Below are 20344 nucleotides of genomic sequence, written 5' to 3'. Positions count from 1 at the left end.
CAACATCTCTGAGGTCATCTTCAACAAGCGGTACGACGGCCATTACTTCGACAAAGAGTCGGGACTGAACTACAACGTCAATCGCAGCTATAGCCCTGCAATGGGCGGGCGCTATACGCAGCCGGACCCCATGGGACTAAGCGCCGGCTGGAATCAGTTTGTCTACGTTGATGGCAATCCGCTGAGTTTCATTGACCCGGACGGACTTCAGCAGAGAGCAACGCCTCGCAAGCCCTTGGACTTACAGCCGCTTGACGCCGGCGGTGGTTCCGGAATCGGCGGAGGCGGTGGAGGTGGCTCGGCGAGATGGTCGCCGCCATGTCCTCCCATCGCAAAAGGGATCACAGGTCGCAGCGGCGCCCTTGGCGAAGCGAAACGAGATCTTGGTGTTCCTAGGACGCAACATCCAGACTCAGTTAGCCGCGTGCCGATGACAGATCAAAATGGCAAGAGTGTCCTCGGCTTAGACGGCAAGCCCATCATGACGCGCGAGTACACCTATACGCGGCCGGACGGCACGAATGCAGTCGTCCAAGACCACGGTGCCGGCCATCAGTTCAGACAAGGCGGCGTCGGAGACCAGGGCCCGCATTTCAATGTGCGTCCTCCTGAGAACACACGCGGCGGATCTATTCCTGGGACGAAAGATCACTATTCTTGGTAAATATGACTATGACCCATTGGACCGATTTACTAGTGGACGCAGCGCCAGTCAGGGCCATCTATGGCTCGAGTCCTCCGCTGCTTGAAGGTGTTGATCTTCACGAGATGTCCCTGCATCGTGATGGTCCTCGGCTCCTGTTGCGTTTCGACCTTCACGGTTTCCCCGACCATCCTCCAGCCAAATGGTCTGCTTCGGGATTAAATCGAGTGCAGATGCGCTTGTTGGCAGTCGGGGTAGAAAATCTTCAGATCTCCGGATTTTCTTCAAACATGCGAATGGACCTTCGCATCGTTAAAGAAGGTCCACTGGTCCGCCTGTGTGGTCAAAATGAACACGCCAAATTTGGACTGCGGACTGAATTCGTCATGGTGGATGGCATCAGCGCGTATCGGCAGGGTGATTGATCAGGGGTAGACGACACAATCCATGAAATCACACATCCAGAAGAAGGCTCAGCGAGAGTAAGTACGCCGCATCTCCAGCGGCGCATACGCCGAGGCCACGCGTTCGCGCAGCTGCGTGGCGAGCAGGGCCCAGGGAGGTGCGCTCGGCAACGACGACATGGCGGCCCGCGGCACGAAGGCGCTCATCATGCGGTTGCGCGAGCGCTCCATCCATTCGGCGGCCATGAATCCACCGACGAGCAGGTCGCGCCCCAGCGCGCCGAACGCTGCCGGCGAGCGCAGGGCGGCGCCAACTTCCAGAGTGCAGTCCGGCGTGGCGGATGCAGTCGCATCGACGGCCAGCGCCTGCTGCAGCGCATCGCCCAGGCGATCGAGTGCGTCGCGCGCCGCGCGCAGCACGGCATCGAAGTTCAGGAAGCCGTGGAACTGGCCCGCGTAGTGGAGCAGTTGCACCGGCACGCCGGCCTCGCGCAGCAGTGCCGCGTAGGCCAGGCCGTCGTCGCGGATCGGGTCGTAGCCTGCGCTGAGCACCAGCGCAGGCGGCAGCGCCGACAGGTCGCCGTGCAGGGCAGGCGAGAGCAGCGGGTCGTCCGAATGCGCATTCGCATTCGCATGCCGCGTGCCGATCTGCGCATCGAACCAGGCGATGGAGTCGGCCGTCAGCAGGTAGCCCTTGGCGTTCTCGTCGCGCGAGGGAAAGGGGTCGCGCAGGTTCGTGGCCGGATAGACCAGCACCTGCAGGCGCGGCACCGCGTTGCCGCGGGCGGCGAGACGCTGCGTCAGCGCAGCCGCGATGTTGCCGCCGGCCGAATCGCCGCCCAGCGCGAAGCGTGCGGGGTCGATGCCCAGGCCGGCTGCGTTGGCCTGCAGCCAGTCGAGCGCGGCCAGGGCGTCGTCGCGGCCTGCATGCAGGTCGTGCTCGGGCGCGAGGCGGTAGTCCACCGTGGCCACGACGGCGCCGCTGCGCTGTGCGATGTGGCGGCAGATCGCGTCGGCCGTGGCCAAGCCGCCGAGTACGAAGCCGCCGCCGTGGAACCAGAGTAACAGCGGCCGTGGCTCGCCCTCCTTGACCTCCACGGGCCGGTAAAGGCGCAGCGCCAGCCGGCCTCCCGGCCCGGCGATTCGGTGGTTCTCCACGCGCGGCAGCGGAATGCGGCGCGCCATCAGCGTCGACATCAGTAACCAGCGTCGGCGCATGGAGGCCACGGTGGGCACGCGGCCCACAGTGCGCCGCGTGGCGAAGTTGAAGCCGCGAAGCAGGGCCTGCGCTTCCGGGTCCAGTTGCTCCGCGCGCAAGCGCGAGGGCATGCCGAGACCTTCGGGCAGCGGGCTCGCCCGCCTGTCCTTGCGCGGCCTCGCAGTGCTTTGCGATGCACCTTCACCTTCGACCGCGGCACGTGCGGCATCGGTCGGCCGGCGGGCGCTCACAGCGACGAAACCAGGTGCCCGCCGTCCACCGCGATCACGGTGCCCGTCATCCACGACGAGGCATCGGTGGCCAGCAACAGGTAGGCGCCGTCCAGTTCCTCGGCCTTGCCGAGGCGGCGCATGGGCATGCGCTTGATCATGTCCTGACCCGCCTGGGTTTCGAAGAAGGCGTCGTTGATGTCGGTGCGGATGTGGCCGGGCGCCAGCGCATTGACGCGAATGCCGAAGCGCGCCCATTCGAGCGCCAGGCCCTTGGTCATCTGGATGACGGCGGCCTTGGTGGTGGCGTAGGGCACCACGTGGTGCGCCACGCGTTCGCCGAGGATCGACGCGATGTTGACGATCGAGCCGCCGCGCTTCGCCGCGCGCCAGCGCCGCGCGGCCTCGGTGGCGGTGAGCCACACGCCGCGCAGGTTGGTCTGGATGGTCGCGTCGAAGTCGGCCGGGCTCATGTCGATGGCCGAGCCTTCGCCGCCCACGCCGGCATTGTTGACGACCACGTCCACGGGGCCGCCGTCGGCCTCGATGGCGTCGAAGGCTGCATGGATGGCGGTGTCGCTGCCCACGTCCATTTCGACGGCCAGCACGCTTTGCGCGCCGAGCTTCTTCAGCTCGTCCGCCAGCGCGTCGAGCTTGGCCTTGCGCCGCGCCGCGATCACCACGCGCGCGCCGTTGCGCGCGGCCACCTGCGCGAAGTGCGCGCCCAGCCCGCCCGACGCGCCGGTGACGAGCACGCCCTTGCCCTTGAGCATTGCGCCCATGTCCATGGTGTTGTCTCCTTCGAAAGGTGAATGGAAGAAGAGGCGCTGCTCAAGCGCCCATGCCGTAGGCCTCGAGCCGGGCGGCCACTTCGGCCACCTGGTGGCTCAGCACCACGACGTCGTGCTGGGTTCCGTCGCGGCCACGCACGTGGCCCGCGAGCAGCGCCTCGGGCCGGAAGCCCAGGCTCTCGAACATGGCGATGGAGCCGCGCTGGTCGGTGGTCATCTGGGCCGTGAGCTTTTCCAGCCCCAGCGCGAGCGCCTGGGCGAAGCTGTCCTGCACCAGCTGCCGCCCCAGGCCCAGGCCGCGCGCCTGCGGGCCCACCACCACGCGCAGCTCGCCCACGTGCGGCGACCACGACAGCGCGTCGTGGATCAGCGACGAGCAGCCGATGATCTGGCCGTCGAGCCGGGCCGCGAGGCTGGGCATGCGCCGGCGCTCGACGGCCTCGCGTATCCAGGCCTTGATCACGCGCGGCTGGCTGATGTCGCGGTAGGTGAAGAGCAGGTCGTGCGGCGGCAGCGCCTGGGCGAAGGCGAGCAGCGCGGCCTCGTCGGTGGCGCGCAGCTCGTCGATCGTCACGGTCTTGCCGTCGGCCTCGAAGCTGCGCGGATGGCGCGCGGCATCGGATGCCGGCGCGGCGGCTTGCTTGCTGCTGTTCATACGGATCGTTCTCCCAGCCATTGATCGAGCTTGGGCCACATGCGCTTGACCGCGTTGGGGCCGGCCACCAGGCTGACGTGGCCGCCCTTGAGCATCACTTCTTCCTTGTCGGTGGAGCCCACCTTGTCGAGCAGCGGGTGCGCGCAGTCGTAGGGCACGATGTGGTCGTGCTCGGCCACCACCGACAGCAGCGGCACGCGGATGCGGCCCAGGTCGACCTGCTGGCCGCCTACCTTCAGCGTGCCGTGGAAGAGCGCGTTGTCCCGCATCAGCAGCTCGATGGTCTGCTTGAAGTAGGCACCGGCCAGCGGCAGGGTCTCGGTGCCCCAGCGGTCCATCATGCGGTACTGCCGCACGTACTCGTCGTTCCACAGGTTGTCCCACAGGCGCAGCGTGCCGGTGACGCGGCCGGTGGGGCGCAGCGCGTCGAAGCCGCCGGTGATCAGGTTGCCGGGCACGATGCCATTGGCGTCGATCATGCGGTCGGCATCGAAGTGCTTGCGGTCCGACCAGGCCTGGAACAGCGCCATGCGGGTGAAGTCCACCGGCGTGGTGAAGCACACCAGGTTGCGCATCGGGCCGTCGGCATGCAGCGCGGCATAGATGAGCGAGAGCACGCCGCCCATGCAGTAGCCGACGATGCTCACGTCGTCCACCCCCGAATCGGCCTGCACGCGGCGTACGCATTCGGGGATGAAGCGCTGGGTGTAGTCCTCCAGCCGCAGTCCGGCCTCCTCGGGCCGCGGCGGGCTCCAGTCCATCACGTAGACGTCGTAGCCGCGCTGGAGCAAGTGCTCGACCAGGCTCTGGCCCGGTGCCAGGTCGAAGATGTAGGCCTTGTTGGTGGTCGCCATCACCAGCAGCAGCGGCACGCGGTAGATCTCGTCGGACTGCGGCCGGTAATGGTAGAGGCTCAGCGTGCCCTGCTTGTGGATCACGTCCTTGGGCGTGGTGCCGACGGTCGCGGCGCCGGCGCCGAGGTAGCCCACGCCCTTGACGCTGCGCTGCACCGCGCGCTCGATTTCTTCGCGGGCCTTGGCGACCCAGTCGGCGTCCGTCTCGTTGGGGGCGCGGCCGGCTTCCGGCTTGGCGGTGGGGCGTGGCGCGGCCATGTTCAGCGTGCCTTGAGTGCGGCCGTCTTGGCGGCGGGGCGCCGGGCCTTGGCCGCGCGCTTGCGCCGGGCGGCGGCTTCGGGTGCCGCCTCGGCGGGTTGCGCAGGTGTTGGAGCCGGTGCCTGGGCGGCTGTGGCGGCTTCGATGGCTGGCGGCGCCGGCCGTCGCGTGCGGGGCGGCATGGCGGCCTTGGGCAGTGCCGGGTCGCGGGCGCCGAGCTGGTGGGTCAGCAGTGCCAGCTGCTCCTCGATGCGCTGCAGGCGTTCGTCCACGGCCAGCAGCTCGGCCCGGCTGGGCAGGTTGAGTTCCTTGAGCAGGGTGGAATTGGCCTTGCCGAGCGCCTGCTGCAGCCCCAGCGTCATGCCCAGCATGGTGTTGGCCACGCGCGCGAAGTCCTCGGACTTCATCTCCTTGTTGGCCACCTGGTTGGTGCGGTTCTCCCATTGGCCCAGGGCGTCGCGCCACAGGCCCAGGGGGTCCAGCATCGAATTTCCGCTTGTTGCCATGCCTGCGCCCTTCGGTCGGCGGTGTTGTCTCCAGGCGCATCGTAGCGAGTGCGGGGGCAGAAGCACAGGTGCCGAGCGGCCAACTCCGGCCGCGGGCCGGACAGGCGGCGGACGGATTCCGGACCGGTGCCGGGGACGCGCGAGCCGCGATTGGGACGCACAGGCAACTCGGCCGGGTCCGCAATTCCTACGATCGGACCCGGAGAAACTCACATGACCCGCTTCGTTCTCGGACTGATCAAGCCTTACCGCGCCTGGCTCGCCATCGTGCTGTGCGCCATGGTGGTGGAAGTGCTCATGAGCCTCGCCGCCCCGTGGCCGCTGAAGCTGGTGCTCGACGACGCGCTGGGCGCGCACCGGCTGCCCGACACCCTGCATTGGGCGCACGACCTGGGCATCGGCCGCCACACGCTCGGCGTGGCGCTCTTCGCGGGCATCGCTACGGTGGCGGTCGCCATCGCCGGGGGCATCGCGGCTTACGTCGACAACTACTACACGGCCAGCATCGGGCAGTGGGTGGCCAACGACCTTCGCCTGCGGATCTACGAGCACATGCAGCGCCTGTCGCTGTCGTACTACGACAAGTCGCGCAGCGCGGTGCTGATGTCGACCATCACCACCGACGTGGCGACGGTGCAGAACTTCGCCTCGTCCTCGACGCTGGGCATCCTGGTCGACGTGGTCACCATCGTCTTCATGCTGGTGCTGATGGTGTGGCTGGACTGGGACTTCACACTCATCGCGCTGGCTGCGATGCCGCTCTTGATCTTCTTCGTCTTCCGGCTCAAGCGGGTCATGAAGACCGTGTCGCGCGAGGTCCGGGCACGCCAGAGCGACATCATGGCCGTGGTGCAGGAAGGCCTGGGCTCGGTGCGCACCATCAAGGCCTTCGGCCGGCAGGACCTGGAGGCCGCGCGCATGGCCGCCGCCAGCCGGGCCAGCACCGATGCGGCGCTGAAGGCGCGCAAGCTCAAGTCGGTGCTGTCGCCCGCCGTCGCGCTGGTGGTGGCGCTGTGCACCGGGGTCGTGCTCTGGAAGGGCACGGCGCTCGTCGTGGCCGGCACCATGACCATCGGCGCGCTGACCGTCTACCTGGCCTACCTGGGCAAGTTCTTCAAGCCGGTGAAAGACCTCGCCAGCATGGCCAGCACCATCGCGCAGACCCACGTGGCGCTCGAGCGCATCCAGAAGGTGCTCGACGCCGACGAGATCGTCCGCGAGAAGGCCGATGCCCGAAGCCTCCAGCAGGCCAGGGGCGAACTCGCCTTCGACCGTGTGGTCTTCGGCTACAGCAGCGCCGCGCCGGTGCTCGACGGTGTGTCGTTCTCGATCCCGGCCGGGCAGATGGTCGCGATCGTCGGCGGCACGGGCAGCGGCAAGTCGACCGTGGCCAGCCTGATCCCGCGCTTCTACGACCCGCGTTCCGGCCGCGTGTCGATCGACGGCGTGGACGTGCGCGACTACAAGCTCGCCGACCTGCGTGCGCAGATCGGCTACGTGCTGCAGGAGACCGTGCTCTTTCGCGGCACCATCGCCGAGAACATCGCCTACGGCCGGCCCGGTGCCAGCGCCGAAGAGATCGTCGAGGCGGCGCGGCTGGCCAATGCCGACGAGTTCATCCGCCGCCTGCCCGACGGCTACGATTCCTTCGTCGGCGAGCGCGGCGACACGCTCTCCGGCGGCCAGCGCCAGCGCATCGGCATTGCGCGCGCGCTGGTGCGCAACTGCCCGATCCTGATCCTCGACGAACCCACCGCGGCGCTGGACACCGAGTCGGAGCGCCTCGTCATCGAGGCACTGGGGCGGCTGATGGCGGGCAGGACGGTGCTGATGATCGCGCACCGGCTCAGCTCGATCCGCCATGCCGATCGCATCGTCGTGCTCGACCATGGCGTGGTGGCCGAACAAGGGTCGCACGACGAACTGCTGCGCCACGGCGGCCACTACGCGGCGTTGCACCGCGCCCAGTTTGTCGACGATCGGGCTACCGATCACGCCGCGGCCGCAGCAGCCGCCACCGCTGCCGCATGACGCCCGCCGGACGCCTGCAAGAAGCCCTGACGCACCTCCCATGACGCACCAACTCATCGTGCTGCCCGACGACACCGCCCGGCCCATCCTCGATGCGATCCGCGCGGCGCGCCACGCGCTGAACATCCGCATGTTCCTCTTCAGCGACGAGACCCTGCTCGCGGCCGTCATCGGTGCGCACCGGCGCGGCGTCAAGGTGCGGGTGATGCTCAACCCGGCGCGCCGCAACGGTGCCAGGGAGAACGAGGCCGCCTACACTGCGCTCACCGAAGCCGGCATCGAGGTTCGCGCCGGCCATCCGAAATTCGAGCTCACGCACCAGAAATCGATGGTCATCGACGACAGAAAAGGCTTCGTGGAGTCCTTGAACTGGGAACCCGACGACCTGAACGGCACCCGCGACTACGCGGTGGTCACGGACCATGCCGTCGAGACGCGCGAGATGGTCGACTGCTTCGACGCCGACTGGGCACGCGAGGACTTCGCGCCGCGGGCCGACTGCCACTTGATCTGGTGCCCGGACAACGGCCGCCGCCGCGTGGCCGAGTTCATCGACGCGGCCAAGACCACGCTGTGGATGCAGAACGAGCGCTACCAGGACATGGTGATCATCGAGCGCCTGGTGCGTGCCACGCTGCGCGGCGTGAAGCTCCACATCCTGACCAGGCCGCCGCACTCGCTCAAGCCCGACAAGCTGATCGAAGGCGTCGGCGGCCTGCGCATCCTCCAGGACGTCGGCGCCAAGGTGCACACCATGAAAGACCTGCGGCTGCACGCCAAGATGATGCTGGCGGACGGCCGGCGGGCGATCGTCGGGTCGATCAACCTGGCCCCCGGCAGCTTCGACGGCCGCCGCGAGCTGGCCATCGAGACCAGCGACGCCGCCACCATCAGACGGCTCGACGCCACCGCGCGCCGCGACTGGAAGGCATCGCGCAAGCTCGACCTGAGCGACGAGGGACTGCTGCGCGACCTGAAGAAGCGCAGCGCGCTCGACCCCGGCAAGCTGGTGCTGGGCGGAAGCGCCTCGGGCCCACCGCACCGATGAGCGTGCCACGGCCTCGCAACCGGCCCCTGGCGCGCGAATGGCCGCTGGCCGTGAGCATTGCCGCGGCGGCCTTCTTCCTGCTGTTCGGGGACGCCATCTGGCCGCGGATGGTGCACTGGCCCGTGCTCGTTCTGGCCTTCGGTACGCTGTTCGCCGCGGTGGTCAATGCCTCGCTGGCGGTCATCCGCCATGCCGAGCGGCTCGCCGAGATGCTGGGCGACCCCTATGGCACGCTGATCCTCACGCTGTCGGTGACGCTGATCGAGATCACGAGCATCTCGTCGGTGATGCTGCACGGCGACAGCAACCCCACGCTGACGCGCGACACGCTGTTCGCGGTCGTGATGATCATCATGAACGGCATGGTCGGCCTCGCGCTGTTGGCCGGCGGCTGGCGGCATGGCGAGCAGATGCACAACCTGCAGGGCGCCAACGTCTACCTGAGCGCCGCCATCCCGATGCTGGTGTTCGGCCTGGTGCTGCCCGGCTTCACCCGGCCGAGCGCGGGGCCGGCGCTCTCGATCGCGATGCAGGCTTTCATCGTGATCGTCTCCGTCGGCTTGTACCTCGTCTTCCTGCGCGTGCAGATGGGGCGGCACCGCCACTACTTCTCGGCGGAGGAGACGGGCGCCGGACGGCACGGCCACGCCAAGCCCGAGATCGTGCTGTGCGCGCTGAAGCTGGCCGCCAACCTGGTGCCGGCGCTGCTGCTCGCGCACGAGATGTCGCATCCCATCGACCACCTGATCGAAACGCTGAACGCCCCCGCGGCCGTCGGTGGCGTCCTCATCGCCATCCTGGTCGCGTTGCCTGAAGGCATGGGGGCGGTGCGCGCGGCGCTGGGCAATCAACTGCAGCGCTCGGTCAACATCTCGCTGGGCTCGATGCTGTCGACGGTGGGGCTGACCATTCCGGCGATGGTGGTGATCGGCGCGCTGATCGGCCAGCCGCCGGTGCTCGGCGTGCAGGGCGCCGACCTCGTGCTGCTGGCGCTGACGCTGGCCGTGAGCATCGTCACCTTCTCGAGCGGGCGGACCAACGTGATCCAGGGGGCGGTTCACCTCACGGTGTTCTTCGCCTACCTGGTGTTGATATTTCAGGGCTGACAGCGTTCGCGGCGGCGAGCGCAGCCGGCAGGCTCAGCGCGCCTTCGCAGGATTGCCGACGACCGTTGCACCGGCCGGCACGTCGCGCGTCACGACGCTGCCGGCGCCGATGAGCGCGTCGTCCCCGACCGTGATGCCGGGCAGCAGGATGGCGCCGCCGCCGATCCAGACGTTGCGGCCGATCACGATCGGCCGGCCGAACTCGAGGCCGGCCTCGCGCTCCGCTGCGTTGCGGGGATGATCGGCGGTCAAGATCTGAACGCCCGGACCGATCTGCGTCTTGTCGCCGATGCTCACCTCCACCACGTCGAGGACGACGCAGTTGAAGTTGAGGAACACGCCGTTGCCGACCTTGATGTTGAAACCGTAGTCGCAATGAAAGGGCGGCCGGATCGTCGAGCCTTCCCCCACGGAGCCCAGGCGCTCCCTCAACAACGCCCGCCGGTCGACGGTCGAGGCGCCCAGCGAAGCGTTGTATCGCACCAGCCATGCGCGCGTCGCGGCCAGATCGGCCTGAATCTCCGGATCGCCGGCGTCGTACAACTCGCCGGCAAGCATCTTCTGTTTTTCGCTAAGGGCCATCGGTGCTCGGCCTTCTTCAAGCGTCTTGCTCGATCACGCCTTCGTCGACGTAGCGCCTGTATTCGTCGAGCGGGATGGCGGTGCTCTGCGCACTGCCGTCTTCGCCCCAGCTCATTACGGCGCTGTCTTGTGCAAGGTTGATTTCGACCGGCCCCACCGGCACGGTGACCAGCGGGCCGTCGCCGGCCCGGTATTCCAGTTTTCCCACGACTTTCGCGTTGGCAGTCATTAGATTACCTCCAAGTTGGCGCTCGATGCGCCGGTGGCGCGAAGTTATCGGCGGCGAGCCGGCGGGTGGGTCGGCATCGTGCCTTCGATCTCGTAGGGTAATTTGCCTCGCCGCCGAATAGGATCACGGCTTCGCATTCGACCCGGTTGTCGATGGCGAATCGACATGTGAAAGGGTCGCCTTCAATGCAATCAGGCGGGCTCGCATCGCGTCGAGTGCGTCCGTGGCAGCGTAAAGCTCGCCCGTTTCGAGCGAGCGCGCCAACGACGCGCGGCCTCGCGCCACAAAGGCCTGCTGCGCCGGGCGTTGCCGAGCAACTTGAACCGCAGCCTTCTCGACAAACTTTGCCAGCGACTCTCCGTCGCGGTGGACGCTTTCGATCGGTTGCCGCGTCGAGCGCGTGACACCAACCGAAGTCAGTTGCGTAATCTTCATTTAGGCCATGTTAGTCCGAACGCCATACCCCGCGGCCAATCAACTGTTCTGGTCGTCGGTTCAAACGTGTTCGAAACAAAACATATAATGGTCCGACCAATGGCCGTGATTTGAGAACGCTGTAGGAGACACGTTGAACACCACCACCCCCACCGCGCTGGTCGCCGGCGCCAGCGGCATCGTCGGCACCGGCATCGTGCGGCGGCTTCGACGGGCGGGCTGGCGGGTGCTGTGCGCATCGCGCTCGGGGCGCAGCGAGGTCGATGGCGTCGAATGCATCGCCGTCGACCTCATGGATGCGGAGGCCTGCCGCGCCGCGCTGGCGGACGAGCCGCGCATCACGCATTTGTTCTATGCCGCTTTCCAGCAGGCGCCCCATCGCGCCGCGGAGGTGGCGCCCAACCTGGCGATGCTGCGCAACATCGTGCAGGCGGCATCGCGGCAGTGTCCGGGTCTGGAGAAGGTAGTGCTGACCACGGGGGCCAAGTTCTACGGCATCCAGTGGGGCGCGACGAGAACGCCGTGCCGCGAGACCGACCCGCGCCAGCTGGGCCCCAACTTCTACTACGACCAGGAAGACTTCTTGCGGCAGGCGCAGGAGGGGCACGCCTGGACCTGGTGCAACCTGATCCCGCCGTTCGTCTCCGGCTATGCAGTCGGCAACCCGATGAACCTGGTGCTGGGCATCGGCATCTATGCCGCGGTCTGCCGCGAGCAGGGCATTCCGCTGCGCTACCCGGGTGCGGCGGGTGCCTACGAATCGCTACACCACATCGCGGACGCGGGCCAGATCGGCGCCGCGGCACTGTGGGCGGCGGAGAGCCCCGCGGCGGACAACCAGGCCTTCAACGTGGCCAATGGCGACCCGGCGCGCTGGAGCCGCACCTGGCCGCAGATCGCACATCACTTCGGCATGGCGTGGGCCGAGCCCAAGACCATCCCGCTCGCCGACGCGATGCCGCAGCAGGCAACCGCGTGGCAAGGGCTCGCGGATCGTGCCGGACTGCGCAGCCTCGACATCGCGACGGTCGTCAACTGGTCCTGGGTCGACTACATGCTGCGTATGGAGCACGACGTGGTGCTCGAAACCGGCAAGATCCGGCGCGCCGGGTTCCACGACTGCATCGAGACCGATGCGGTGTTCATCGAGCGACTGCGTGAGCTTCAGGAAGCGGGCGTGCTGCCGCATTGAGCCGTCGCGCGCTGTCGACTCCGAGCAGCGCGGTGTTCGATGTCGGTACGGCGATGCGCCGATACAAGGCACGCCGTTCGAGCCGGAGCGGAATTACTTGAGCAGCAGCAGGGCGGCTTCGCGCGCGCTCTGCCCCACCTTCACGCCCTTGTCCCGTGCATGCCGGTTAGCGGCGCTGATCACGCCATCGAAGTAGGTGCTCTGTCCGTCGCCCATGCGTGCCGAGAGCGCGCTCACCGAGCAGCCGACGATGCCGTCGGGCTCCACCGCTTCGAGCGCGCTGAGGCCGGACTGGTTCTTGCCGATGCCGCCGTCCGAACAGATGAAGGCCCACGGCCTGAAGTCGCGGAAATAGCCGATCACGCTGCGCCCCGTGTGTCCCGCAGTGCACAGCACGTTGCGATCCTTGTCCTCGGGCAGCGCGTAGGCGATGGAATCGGTGCAGACGATGCCGCGGCCCGTGGCGTCGTCGGTATGGATCACACGCCGACGCGTCGGCTCGAACAGGCGCGGCTTCCTGTCGCCGCTGAGCAGATGATCCGCCGCGTCGCGTGCCCGCATGCCGGGCTCGATGCCCAGCGCCTGCGCCGCGTCGTTGACGCGGCTGACGATGCCGTTGTCGTAGAGATCGGAGCCGTTGCCCATCTCGGCCGTCATCACGTCGACCGCGGCGGAGGGCACGCCGAGCGCTTCGTAGTACCAGAGGCCCGCGATGCCCGCGCCGTCCTTGCCGATCGCGCAGTCGAGCCCGATGACGGCGCTGGGAGCGGCGCTCATCACCATGCGCGCGCACAGCACGCCGCTGTATGACGCGTTGACGACGACGTCGCCCCTGGTGCCGGGCGCGCCGGCGACATAGCCCTCGACGTAGGTGGCGGAGTCGAACACGAGGACGCGGCCGGCGGCGCGTTGTTCGATACGGGGGGCGGTGCTGCTCGATGCCATGGGGTCGTCCGATCGTGAATGAAATACCAAACGACTTAATGGTAAGTCCATTTGAACTATGATGCGAGCCATGACCGCCGTCACACCCTTTCATCCCGCGCACCAGCATCTGTCCGAACTCGACTCGCGCTATGTCGACGTGTCGCAGATCCCATGGAAGCCGACGCCCACGCCCGGCATCGAGATGAAGGTGCTCATGCAGGACGAGGAGAGCGGCCTGCTGACGGCGCTGTTCCGCTGGGAGCCCGGCACGCAGTTGCCGCTGCACGAGCACGTGGAAATCGAGCAGACCTACGTGCTGTCGGGCAGCATCGTCGACGACGAGGGCGAAGTGCGCGAGGGCGATTTCGTGTGGCGGCCGCGCGGCAACCGCCATCTGGCACGCTCGCCGAACGGTGCGCTGGTGCTGTCGTTCTTCCTCAAGCCCAACAAGTTCCTCGAGGGCGAGCACGCCGGCAAGGAACTGAAGTAAAGGCGATCAGCGTTGCGGCCTGCCGATGAGGCCGTGACATCAGTCCGCGACCCAGTGTGGCCGGCTCCGTCGCAATAGACGAGTCGAGTCATCGACATCTGTTCCCTTTGCCGATGAGGGCTCGACCTCCGTCGCACTGCGAGCGCGTTCTTCACAAGCACACAAGCACACAAGCACACAAGCACACAAGCACACAAGCACACAAGCAATCGGCGATTGCTGACACGCCTTGCGGGACATCCCCCACTAGAATCCCCCCCGCCTCCGACGGGTGACGAAGAAGGCTGTCGGGGCGCACAACCACCGGAGGGGAATCCATGAGCAAAGAATACGGCGCCATCGCCCAGGTGCTGCGCGAAGACGAAGGCGCCACCATCGAGGGCTGGCTGAAGGAACTGCAGGCTGTCCAGGGCAGCCTGCATGCCAGTTCGAAGGCCGAGGCATCGGCGCTGATCGCCGGCCTGCGCACGGCGCTCGAAGCGGGCGGCAGCATCGAATCGCTGGACGGCCCGGCCTGGGCCGACGTGCGCAGGACGCTCGAAGACCTTTCGGCCACACGTGCCGCCAAGGGCGATACGGCCGGCGCCACCAGCGTGTTCGTGCTGGCGCTCAAGAAGCCGCTGTTCGTGCGCCTGCAGGCCTTGTTCGCTTCCGACGCCGCTTTGCTGGCGTCGTCCCTCTGGGCGCTGACCACGCTGGTCGACCGGCTGGCGCTGCACACGGCCACCACCTTCCAGAAAACGCGCGAGGAGTTGATCCGCCGCCAGCAGGAAGACCTGCTCGAACTCTCGACCCCCGTGGTCAAGCTGTGGGACGGCGTGCTGGCAGTGCCGATGATCGGCACGCTCGACAGCAACCGCACCCAGGTCGTCATGGAGACCTTGCTCGACAGCATCGCCAAGACCGGCACCGGCCTCGCGATCATCGACATCACCGGCGTGCCGACCGTCGACACGCTGGTCGCGCAGCACCTGCTCAAGACAGTGACCGCGATCCGGCTCATGGGCGCCGACTGCATCATCAGCGGCATCCGCCCGCAGATCGCCCAGACCATCGTGCACCTGGGCATCGACCTGCAGGGCATCACCACCAAGGCCACCCTGGCCGACGCACTGGCGCTGGCCTTGAAGACCACCGGTTGGCGCGTCATGCGCAACGAGGCTTGAACGTGGACCGCATTCCCATCCTTCGCATGGGCGACACCCTGCTGGTGACCATCCAGGTCGACATGCAGGACCAGACCGCCCTGGCGCTGCAGGAAGACCTGGCCGACCGCATCGCCGCCACCGGCGCGGCCGGGGTGCTGATCGACATCTCGGCGCTGGAGATCGTCGATTCCTTCGTGGGCCGCATGCTCAGCACGATCTCTGGCATCGCTCGCATCCTGTCGGCCACCACGGTGGTGGTGGGCATGCAGCCGGCCGTGGCCATCACGCTGGTCGAACTGGGACTCTCGCTCGAAGGTGTTCGCACTGCGCTCGACGTGGAGCGTGGCATGGCCCTGCTCGCGCGCCTGCGCCGGGAGAACGCCCTTGGCGCATGAGCCGACCGGCACGCTGCCGCTGCAAAGCGAACAGCACATCGTGGCCACTCGGCAGACGGTGCGCGCTCTGTGTCAGGAGTTGAAGTTTTCGCTGGTCGAACAGACCAAGATGATCACGGCGGCCAGCGAGCTCTCGCGCAACACGCTGATCCACGGCGGCGGCGGCCGCATGCACTGGTCGATCGTGGAGGGCGGTGCGCGCCGCGGCCTGCAACTGCGCTTCGAGGACGAAGGACCGGGCATCGCAGACATTCCGCTCGCGATGTCCGACGGCTACACCTCCGGGAGCGGCATGGGCCTCGGCCTGCCCGGCAGCAAGCGGCTGGTCAGCGAATTCGACATCCAGTCCACGCCCGGCAAGGGCACCTGCGTGAGCATCCTCAAGTGGAAGTGATCGCCGGCTGGACGCACCGCGCCTTCGTCATCGAGGACGCGAGCTGCGTCGGCGAGGCGCGACGTCACGTGGCGCGGCTGTGCAGCGAGCGCGACTGGCCGGAAGTCGATGCCGCCCGGGCCGCCATCGTCGCCACCGAACTCGGCACCAACCTGGCCAAGCACGCACAGAAGGGCCAGCTGCTGGTGGCGGCGCGCGACCCCTTCGGCGACATCGAGATCCTTTCGGTCGACGGCGGCCCCGGCATCGCCGACCTGCCGCGTGCGATGCGCGACGGCGTGTCGACCCGCTCGACACCCGGCTCGGGCCTGGGCGCGATTGCGCGGCAGAGCGATTTCTTCGACATCCATTCGGCGCCGGACCAGGGCACCACGTGCGTGGCCCGGATCGCGCCGGCATCGCGCGCGCCCGCCGCGCCGACAGCCCGCGGCGGTGCGGCCTACGCTTTCGGCGCCGTCTGCGTACCGGTGCGCGGCGAAACCGTCTGCGGTGACGGCTGGTGCGTGGCTTTCGACGGCGAGCGTGCGGCCGCGCTGCTGGCCGACGGCCTGGGGCATGGGCCCGACGCGGCCGTGGCGTCGCAAGAGGCGGTGCGGTGCTTCGCCGAGCGCCCCTTCGCCGATGCGCGCGAAAGCTTGCCGCCCATGCACGAGGCGCTGCGCACCACGCGTGGCGCTGCCGTTTTCGCGATGAGGGTCGGTGCCGGCGACGTGGCCTATGCAGGCGCCGGCAACGTGCTTGGGCGCGTGGTATCGGGCACCTTCGACAAATCCCTGCTGACGCCGCACGGCACGCTGGGCCTGCAAGCGCGCCGTTTCGAGGCCATGCGCATGCCGTTGCCGCTGCACGCGACCGTCATCCTCCACAGCGACGGCGTCGTGTCGCGCTGGGACGCCGGCGGCCTGGGCCCGCTGCTGCATCGCGACCCGGTGCTGCTGGCGGCCCGCATCTACGCCGATTTCTCGCGCGGGCGCGACGATGTCTGTATTCTTGCCCTGCGGCCCACCCCATCGCCATGACCGATACCGATCTCAACGCGCAGCTCGCCGCCAGCCAGGCCGAAGTGGACAACCTGCGCGCGGAGCTGGAAGAAACCAACCGCGGCGTGGTCGCCCTCTACGCCGAACTCGACGAGCAGGCCATCCAGCTCAAGAAGGCGACCGAGCTCAAGAGCCGTTTCCTGGCCTACATGAGCCATGAGTTCCGCACCCCGGTCAGCTCCATCCGCAGCATCGCGCGCCTCTTGATCGACCAGGTCGACGGCCCGCTCACCGAAGAGCAGGCGAAGCAGGTTCGCTTCATCCAGACCGCTGCCATCGATTTCTCGGAGATGGTCGACGACCTGCTCGACCTGGCCAAGATCGAGGCCGGCCGCGTCGAGATTTCGCCGGCCTGGTTCGAGATGGTCGATCTCTTCTCCGCGCTGCGCGGCATGTTCCGCCCGATGCTCGACAACCACGCGGTGACGCTGACCTTCGAAGAGCCGCACGGCTTGCCGCGCCTGTACACAGACGACCGCAAGCTCTCGCAGATCCTGCGCAACTTCATCTCGAACGCGCTCAAGTTCACTTCGGCCGGCGAGGTTCGCGTCTCGGCGCGGCCTTTCGGCGACGGCAGCGTGCGCTTCTCGGTCACCGACACGGGCATCGGCATCGCGCAGGAACACCTGGTCGCCGTGTTCGACGACTTCTCGCAGGTCGATTCGCCCATCCAGAAGCGGCTGCGCGGCACGGGCCTGGGCCTGGCGCTGTGCCGGCAACTGGCCAGCCTGCTCGGCGGCACGGTTGGCGTGGAAAGCGAGCTCGGCAAGGGCTCGACCTTCTTCGTCACGCTGCCGCAACAGCTTGCCGTGGCGGAACGGCAGGAGTAGGCGCGTGGCGATCCCGAGTCCCAGTCCGGCCATCATCAATTCGACCATCGATCGCTCTGCGCACCGCATCCTGGTGGTCGACGACCATCCCGCCACGCGCTACTCCACCTCGCGCACCCTGCGCGCGGCCGGTTTTCCGACGCAGGAGGCATCCACCGGGCGCGAAGCCCTGGCGCGTGCGGTCGACGGCATGTCGGCCGTGGTGCTCGACGTGCACCTGCCCGACGTCGACGGCTTCGAGGTCTGCCGCACGCTGCGCGCCGACCCGCGCACCGAAAACCTCCCGGTCGTTCACCTGTCGGCCACCTTCGTACAGGACCACGACAAGGTGGCCGGCCTCGACGCCGGCGCCGACGCCTACCTGGTCCACCCGGCCGAGCCGGCCGTGCTGGTCGCGACGCTGCAGGCGCTGATCCGCGCGCGCAGCGCCGAAGACCGCCTGCGCCAGAGCGAGAGCCGCTTTCGCGCCATCTACAACCAGGTGCCCAACGGCATGGCCCTTCTCGATGCGGCCGGGCGCTTCGAAGACGTGAATCCCGCCCTGGCGACCTTGTTGGGGCGGACGCGGGAAGAACTGGTCGGGCAGGCATTGGCGGAATTCGCAGCGCCGGATTCGCGCGAGGACGTGCGTCGCTTCATGCAGCACGCCGAAGGGCAGGGCGCGTCCACCGACGTCGTGTGGCGCAGCGAGTTCTCGTTGATGCATCGGTCGGGCGCCGAGGTGCCCTTGGCCTGGAGCCTGTCGCCGCTCGAAGAGCCCGGCCTGCTGGTCGCCGTGGCCATCGACATCTCGACCCGCGTCGCGCTGGAGCGTGCGCGCCAGGAAGTGCTCGAACGCGAGCAGGCCGCCCGCGCCATGGCCGAGCGCCACAGCCGCACCAAGGACGACTTCGTGGCCGTGCTCTCGCACGAGCTGCGCACGCCGCTCAACGCCATCAGCGGCTGGGTCCACATCTTGCAGAAATACGGCAGCCGCCCCGAGCTGATGGGCAAGGCGCTCGACGCCATCGCGCGCAGCGTGACGGCCCAGAGCCGCATCATCTCGGACATCCTCGACGTTTCGCGCGTCAACGCCGGCAAGCTGCGACTGCATCGCGAGTGGGTCGACCCGGTCGACCTGACGCACGACTCGATCGATGGGCTCAAGGAAGACATCGCCTCTCGCTCGCTCGACGTGCAGCTGGCCGAAGAGGGTGAAGCGCGCGTGTCGGCCTGGCTCGACCCGACGCGCTTTCAGCAGGTGGTGTGGAACCTGTTGAGCAACGCCATCAAATTCTCGAGCGCCGGCGGTGTCGTCAACGTCGTGCTCTCCCGCAGCGGCCCGACCCTGACGCTGAGCGTGCAAGACCACGGCAAGGGCATCGCGGCTGACTTCGTGCCGCACCTGTTCGATCGCTTCACGCAAAGCGATGCGCCGGACAACCGCATGCACGGCGGGCTGGGGCTGGGCCTGTCCATCGTCAAGCGGCTCGCCGAGCTGCACGGCGGTTCGGTCGAGGCCTTCAGCGAAGGCGAGGGCAAGGGAGCGACGCTGGTGGCGCGCTTCGACGTGGCGCGTGAAGGCGTGCCGGTGGGTGCGGACGCCACCACGGCCCCCACGGGGCGCGAGGAAGACGATGCCGACCCGATGGCATCACCGCTGACCGGCATGGACGTGCTGGTGGTGGAAGACAGCGCCGACGCGGCCGAGATGCTCGACGTGGTGCTGCACGAAGCAGGCGCCCAGGTGCGTGTGGTGGCGGATTTCGACGCGGCCATCGGGGCCCTGGCCCAGCGCTGGCCGCAATTGCTGGTCAGCGACATCGGCTTGCCGGGCCGCGACGGCTACGAGCTGGTGCGCGAAGTGCGCCGCATCGAATCGGAGCAGGGCCGCGCGGCGACGCGCTGCGTGGCGCTGACGGCGTTTTCGCGGCCGCAGGATGCCGAGCGCGCGCTCGACGCGGGCTTCGATGCGCATCTGTCGAAGCCGCTCGACGCGCATCTGCTGCTGGCCACGCTGCGCGGCGCGAGTGGAGGTTGACGGGCCGAGGGTGGCACGACCGTTGCATCGGCATTGCGGCGAACGGAAGTCATCTTGGAAACCGCGAAACAAAACACAGCCGCAAAGGCGAACCTGAGCAAGGGCATCGGGCTCATCCTGCTGACTTCCTGCATGTTCGCCGGCAGCGACGCCACCATCAAGCACCTCGGTGCGACCATTCCCGTGCTCGTGCTTCTGTGGGCGAGGTACGTCTTTCAGAGCGGCGTGCTGGCGGCATGGCACTGGGCGCGCAATGGGTCGCTCCGGCTGAAAAGCCGGGCACCGATGTTGCAGGTGCTGCGCGGCTTCCTGTTGCTGTGCAACTCCAGCTCGGCCTTCTTCGGCGTTCAACACCTGCCCTTGGCCGAATTCACGGCGCTCATGCTGCTGGCACCCGTGGCGACCACGGTGCTGGGTGCATTGATCCTCAAGGAGCACGTGTCGGCCTCTCGATGGACCATGGTCGCGCTCGGCGTGGCCGGCATGCTGGCCGTCGTGCGCCCGGCCGGCGAGGCATCCATCGGCTGGGGCGCGGCACTGCCCATCTTCGGCGCCCTCTGCTACGCCGCCTTCCAACTCGTGACACGCCGCGTCGCATCCATCGATGACATCGTCGTCACCAACTTCCTGTCGGCATCGCTCATCGCGGTCGTCATCGGCGTGGGCCTGTGGTTCCTGCCGCTCGACATCGTGCCTTCGCTGCGCGGCGTGGATGCAGGGCACTGGGCCCTGCTGGTGCTCATGGGCACGTTGGCGACGGCGGGCCAGGTCAGCATGGCGGCCGCGGTGCGCACGGCTCCCTTGTCGCTGCTGATGCCCTTCGCCTATGCGCAAATCGGCTTCGCAGCCGCCATCGGATGGGCGCTCTTCGACCATGCGCCGGATGGGTGGACGGTGTTCGGGATCGGGTTGATCGCGTCGGCGGGGGTGGGGACGAT

23 protein-coding genes are annotated in these 20344 nt (G+C 67.9%); 14 read left to right on the top strand and 9 right to left on the bottom strand.

All coding sequences use genetic code 11. The features are described from left to right. Positions 1-664, top strand: a 664-nt coding sequence (locus tag B0W80_RS30520; RefSeq protein WP_077002909.1) for an HNH/endonuclease VII fold putative polymorphic toxin, incomplete at its 5' end; no start/stop codon positions are given. Between the two features lie 8 nt (positions 665-672). Then, positions 673-1068: an Imm50 family immunity protein gene (locus B0W80_RS30515; protein ID WP_179107061.1), complete on the top strand. Its 396-nt coding sequence runs from the start codon at positions 673-675 to the stop codon at positions 1066-1068. Positions 1069-1116: 48 nt separating this feature from the next. Here B0W80_RS30515 and B0W80_RS30510 read toward each other — a convergent pair whose 3' ends face one another. The 5 genes from B0W80_RS30510 to B0W80_RS30490 form a co-directional block, all read right to left on the bottom strand. Further along, the gene (locus B0W80_RS30510) at positions 1117-2376 is read right to left on the bottom strand and encodes an alpha/beta hydrolase (protein WP_077002907.1); all 1260 of its coding nucleotides are present in this window, start codon (positions 2374-2376) and stop codon (positions 1117-1119) included. Positions 2377-2492: 116 nt separating this feature from the next. Further along, on the bottom strand, positions 2493-3263 hold the full coding sequence (locus B0W80_RS30505) for an SDR family NAD(P)-dependent oxidoreductase (RefSeq protein ID WP_077002906.1): 771 nt from the start codon (positions 3261-3263) through the stop codon (positions 2493-2495). Between the two features lie 43 nt (positions 3264-3306). Next, on the bottom strand, positions 3307-3921 hold the full coding sequence (locus tag B0W80_RS30500) for a GNAT family N-acetyltransferase (RefSeq protein WP_077002905.1): 615 nt from the start codon (positions 3919-3921) through the stop codon (positions 3307-3309). Continuing rightward, entirely contained in the window at positions 3918-5033 is a 1116-nt protein-coding gene (locus B0W80_RS30495) for an alpha/beta hydrolase (RefSeq protein ID WP_083745739.1), read from the bottom strand. Before B0W80_RS30495 ends, B0W80_RS30500 begins: the two co-directional genes overlap by 4 nt. A gap of 2 nt (positions 5034-5035) precedes the next feature. Then, complete coding sequence (locus B0W80_RS30490; protein ID WP_077002904.1) at positions 5036-5518, bottom strand: hypothetical protein; 483 nt, start codon at positions 5516-5518, stop codon at positions 5036-5038. A gap of 234 nt (positions 5519-5752) precedes the next feature. On the opposite strand from B0W80_RS30490, the gene B0W80_RS30485 reads away from it, so the two are divergent. Genes B0W80_RS30485 through B0W80_RS30475 form a run of 3 tightly spaced genes read left to right on the top strand, consistent with a single transcriptional unit; the run spans position 5753 to position 9724 of the window. Then, positions 5753-7570: an ABC transporter ATP-binding protein gene (locus B0W80_RS30485; protein WP_077002903.1), complete on the top strand. Its 1818-nt coding sequence runs from the start codon at positions 5753-5755 to the stop codon at positions 7568-7570. Between the two features lie 40 nt (positions 7571-7610). Further along, a complete protein-coding gene (locus B0W80_RS30480; RefSeq protein WP_077002902.1) occupies positions 7611-8618 on the top strand; it encodes a phosphatidylserine/phosphatidylglycerophosphate/cardiolipin synthase family protein in 1008 nt (335 codons plus the stop codon). Then, on the top strand, positions 8615-9724 hold the full coding sequence (locus tag B0W80_RS30475) for a calcium:proton antiporter (protein WP_077002901.1): 1110 nt from the start codon (positions 8615-8617) through the stop codon (positions 9722-9724). The genes B0W80_RS30480 and B0W80_RS30475 overlap by 4 nt, the downstream gene beginning before the upstream one ends. 33 nt (positions 9725-9757) lie before the next feature. On the opposite strand, the gene B0W80_RS30470 is transcribed toward B0W80_RS30475, so the two are convergent. The 3 genes from B0W80_RS30470 to B0W80_RS30460 form a co-directional block, all read right to left on the bottom strand. Beyond that, on the bottom strand, positions 9758-10306 hold the full coding sequence (locus B0W80_RS30470) for a sugar O-acetyltransferase (protein WP_077002900.1): 549 nt from the start codon (positions 10304-10306) through the stop codon (positions 9758-9760). 16 nt (positions 10307-10322) lie between these two features. Beyond that, positions 10323-10535, bottom strand: a complete 213-nt coding sequence (locus B0W80_RS30465; protein ID WP_077002899.1) for a hypothetical protein — start codon at positions 10533-10535, stop codon at positions 10323-10325. A gap of 123 nt (positions 10536-10658) precedes the next feature. Continuing rightward, complete coding sequence (locus tag B0W80_RS30460; protein WP_077002898.1) at positions 10659-10970, bottom strand: hypothetical protein; 312 nt, start codon at positions 10968-10970, stop codon at positions 10659-10661. Positions 10971-11103: 133 nt separating this feature from the next. Between B0W80_RS30460 and B0W80_RS30455 the strand changes: the two genes are divergently transcribed. Further along, positions 11104-12162 carry an SDR family oxidoreductase gene (locus tag B0W80_RS30455; RefSeq protein ID WP_077002897.1) on the top strand — a complete coding sequence of 353 codons (1059 nt, stop codon included), beginning with the start codon at positions 11104-11106 and terminating at the stop codon, positions 12160-12162. A 93-nt stretch (positions 12163-12255) separates the two neighbouring features. Here the strand turns inward: B0W80_RS30455 and B0W80_RS30450 are convergent, their stop codons facing one another. Beyond that, positions 12256-13107 carry a hypothetical protein gene (locus B0W80_RS30450; RefSeq protein ID WP_077002896.1) on the bottom strand — a complete coding sequence of 284 codons (852 nt, stop codon included), beginning with the start codon at positions 13105-13107 and terminating at the stop codon, positions 12256-12258. Positions 13108-13177: 70 nt separating this feature from the next. Here B0W80_RS30450 and B0W80_RS30445 point away from each other — a divergent pair, with 70 nt between their 5' ends. From B0W80_RS30445 to B0W80_RS30410, 8 genes are all read left to right on the top strand, one after another. Beyond that, on the top strand, positions 13178-13579 hold the full coding sequence (locus B0W80_RS30445) for a cupin domain-containing protein (RefSeq protein ID WP_077002911.1): 402 nt from the start codon (positions 13178-13180) through the stop codon (positions 13577-13579). Positions 13580-13896: 317 nt separating this feature from the next. Beyond that, on the top strand, positions 13897-14745 hold the full coding sequence (locus B0W80_RS30440; protein WP_077002895.1) for an STAS domain-containing protein: 849 nt from the start codon (positions 13897-13899) through the stop codon (positions 14743-14745). A gap of 2 nt (positions 14746-14747) precedes the next feature. Continuing rightward, positions 14748-15122: an STAS domain-containing protein gene (locus tag B0W80_RS30435; protein ID WP_077002894.1), complete on the top strand. Its 375-nt coding sequence runs from the start codon at positions 14748-14750 to the stop codon at positions 15120-15122. After that, the gene (locus B0W80_RS30430) at positions 15112-15516 is read left to right on the top strand and encodes an anti-sigma regulatory factor (protein WP_077002893.1); all 405 of its coding nucleotides are present in this window, start codon (positions 15112-15114) and stop codon (positions 15514-15516) included. Before B0W80_RS30435 ends, B0W80_RS30430 begins: the two co-directional genes overlap by 11 nt. Continuing rightward, positions 15507-16535: an ATP-binding SpoIIE family protein phosphatase gene (locus tag B0W80_RS30425; protein WP_077002892.1), complete on the top strand. Its 1029-nt coding sequence runs from the start codon at positions 15507-15509 to the stop codon at positions 16533-16535. Before B0W80_RS30430 ends, B0W80_RS30425 begins: the two co-directional genes overlap by 10 nt. Further along, positions 16532-17386 carry a sensor histidine kinase KdpD gene (locus B0W80_RS30420; RefSeq protein WP_077002891.1) on the top strand — a complete coding sequence of 285 codons (855 nt, stop codon included), beginning with the start codon at positions 16532-16534 and terminating at the stop codon, positions 17384-17386. Before B0W80_RS30425 ends, B0W80_RS30420 begins: the two co-directional genes overlap by 4 nt. A gap of 4 nt (positions 17387-17390) precedes the next feature. Then, positions 17391-19406 (top strand): response regulator, encoded by a 2016-nt coding sequence (locus B0W80_RS30415; RefSeq protein WP_256856733.1) that lies wholly within the window; start codon positions 17391-17393, stop codon positions 19404-19406. Between the two features lie 54 nt (positions 19407-19460). Further along, positions 19461-20344 (top strand): DMT family transporter (locus B0W80_RS30410; protein ID WP_077002890.1); only part of this gene is annotated, 884 nt, incomplete at its 3' end.

Origin of the sequence: Variovorax sp. KK3, assembly GCF_001984055.1 — a bacterium.
GTDB lineage: Bacteria > Pseudomonadota > Gammaproteobacteria > Burkholderiales > Burkholderiaceae_C > Variovorax.
The sequence above is the reverse complement of the archived record's forward strand: the minus strand, read 5'-3'. Positions and strand labels throughout refer to the sequence as shown.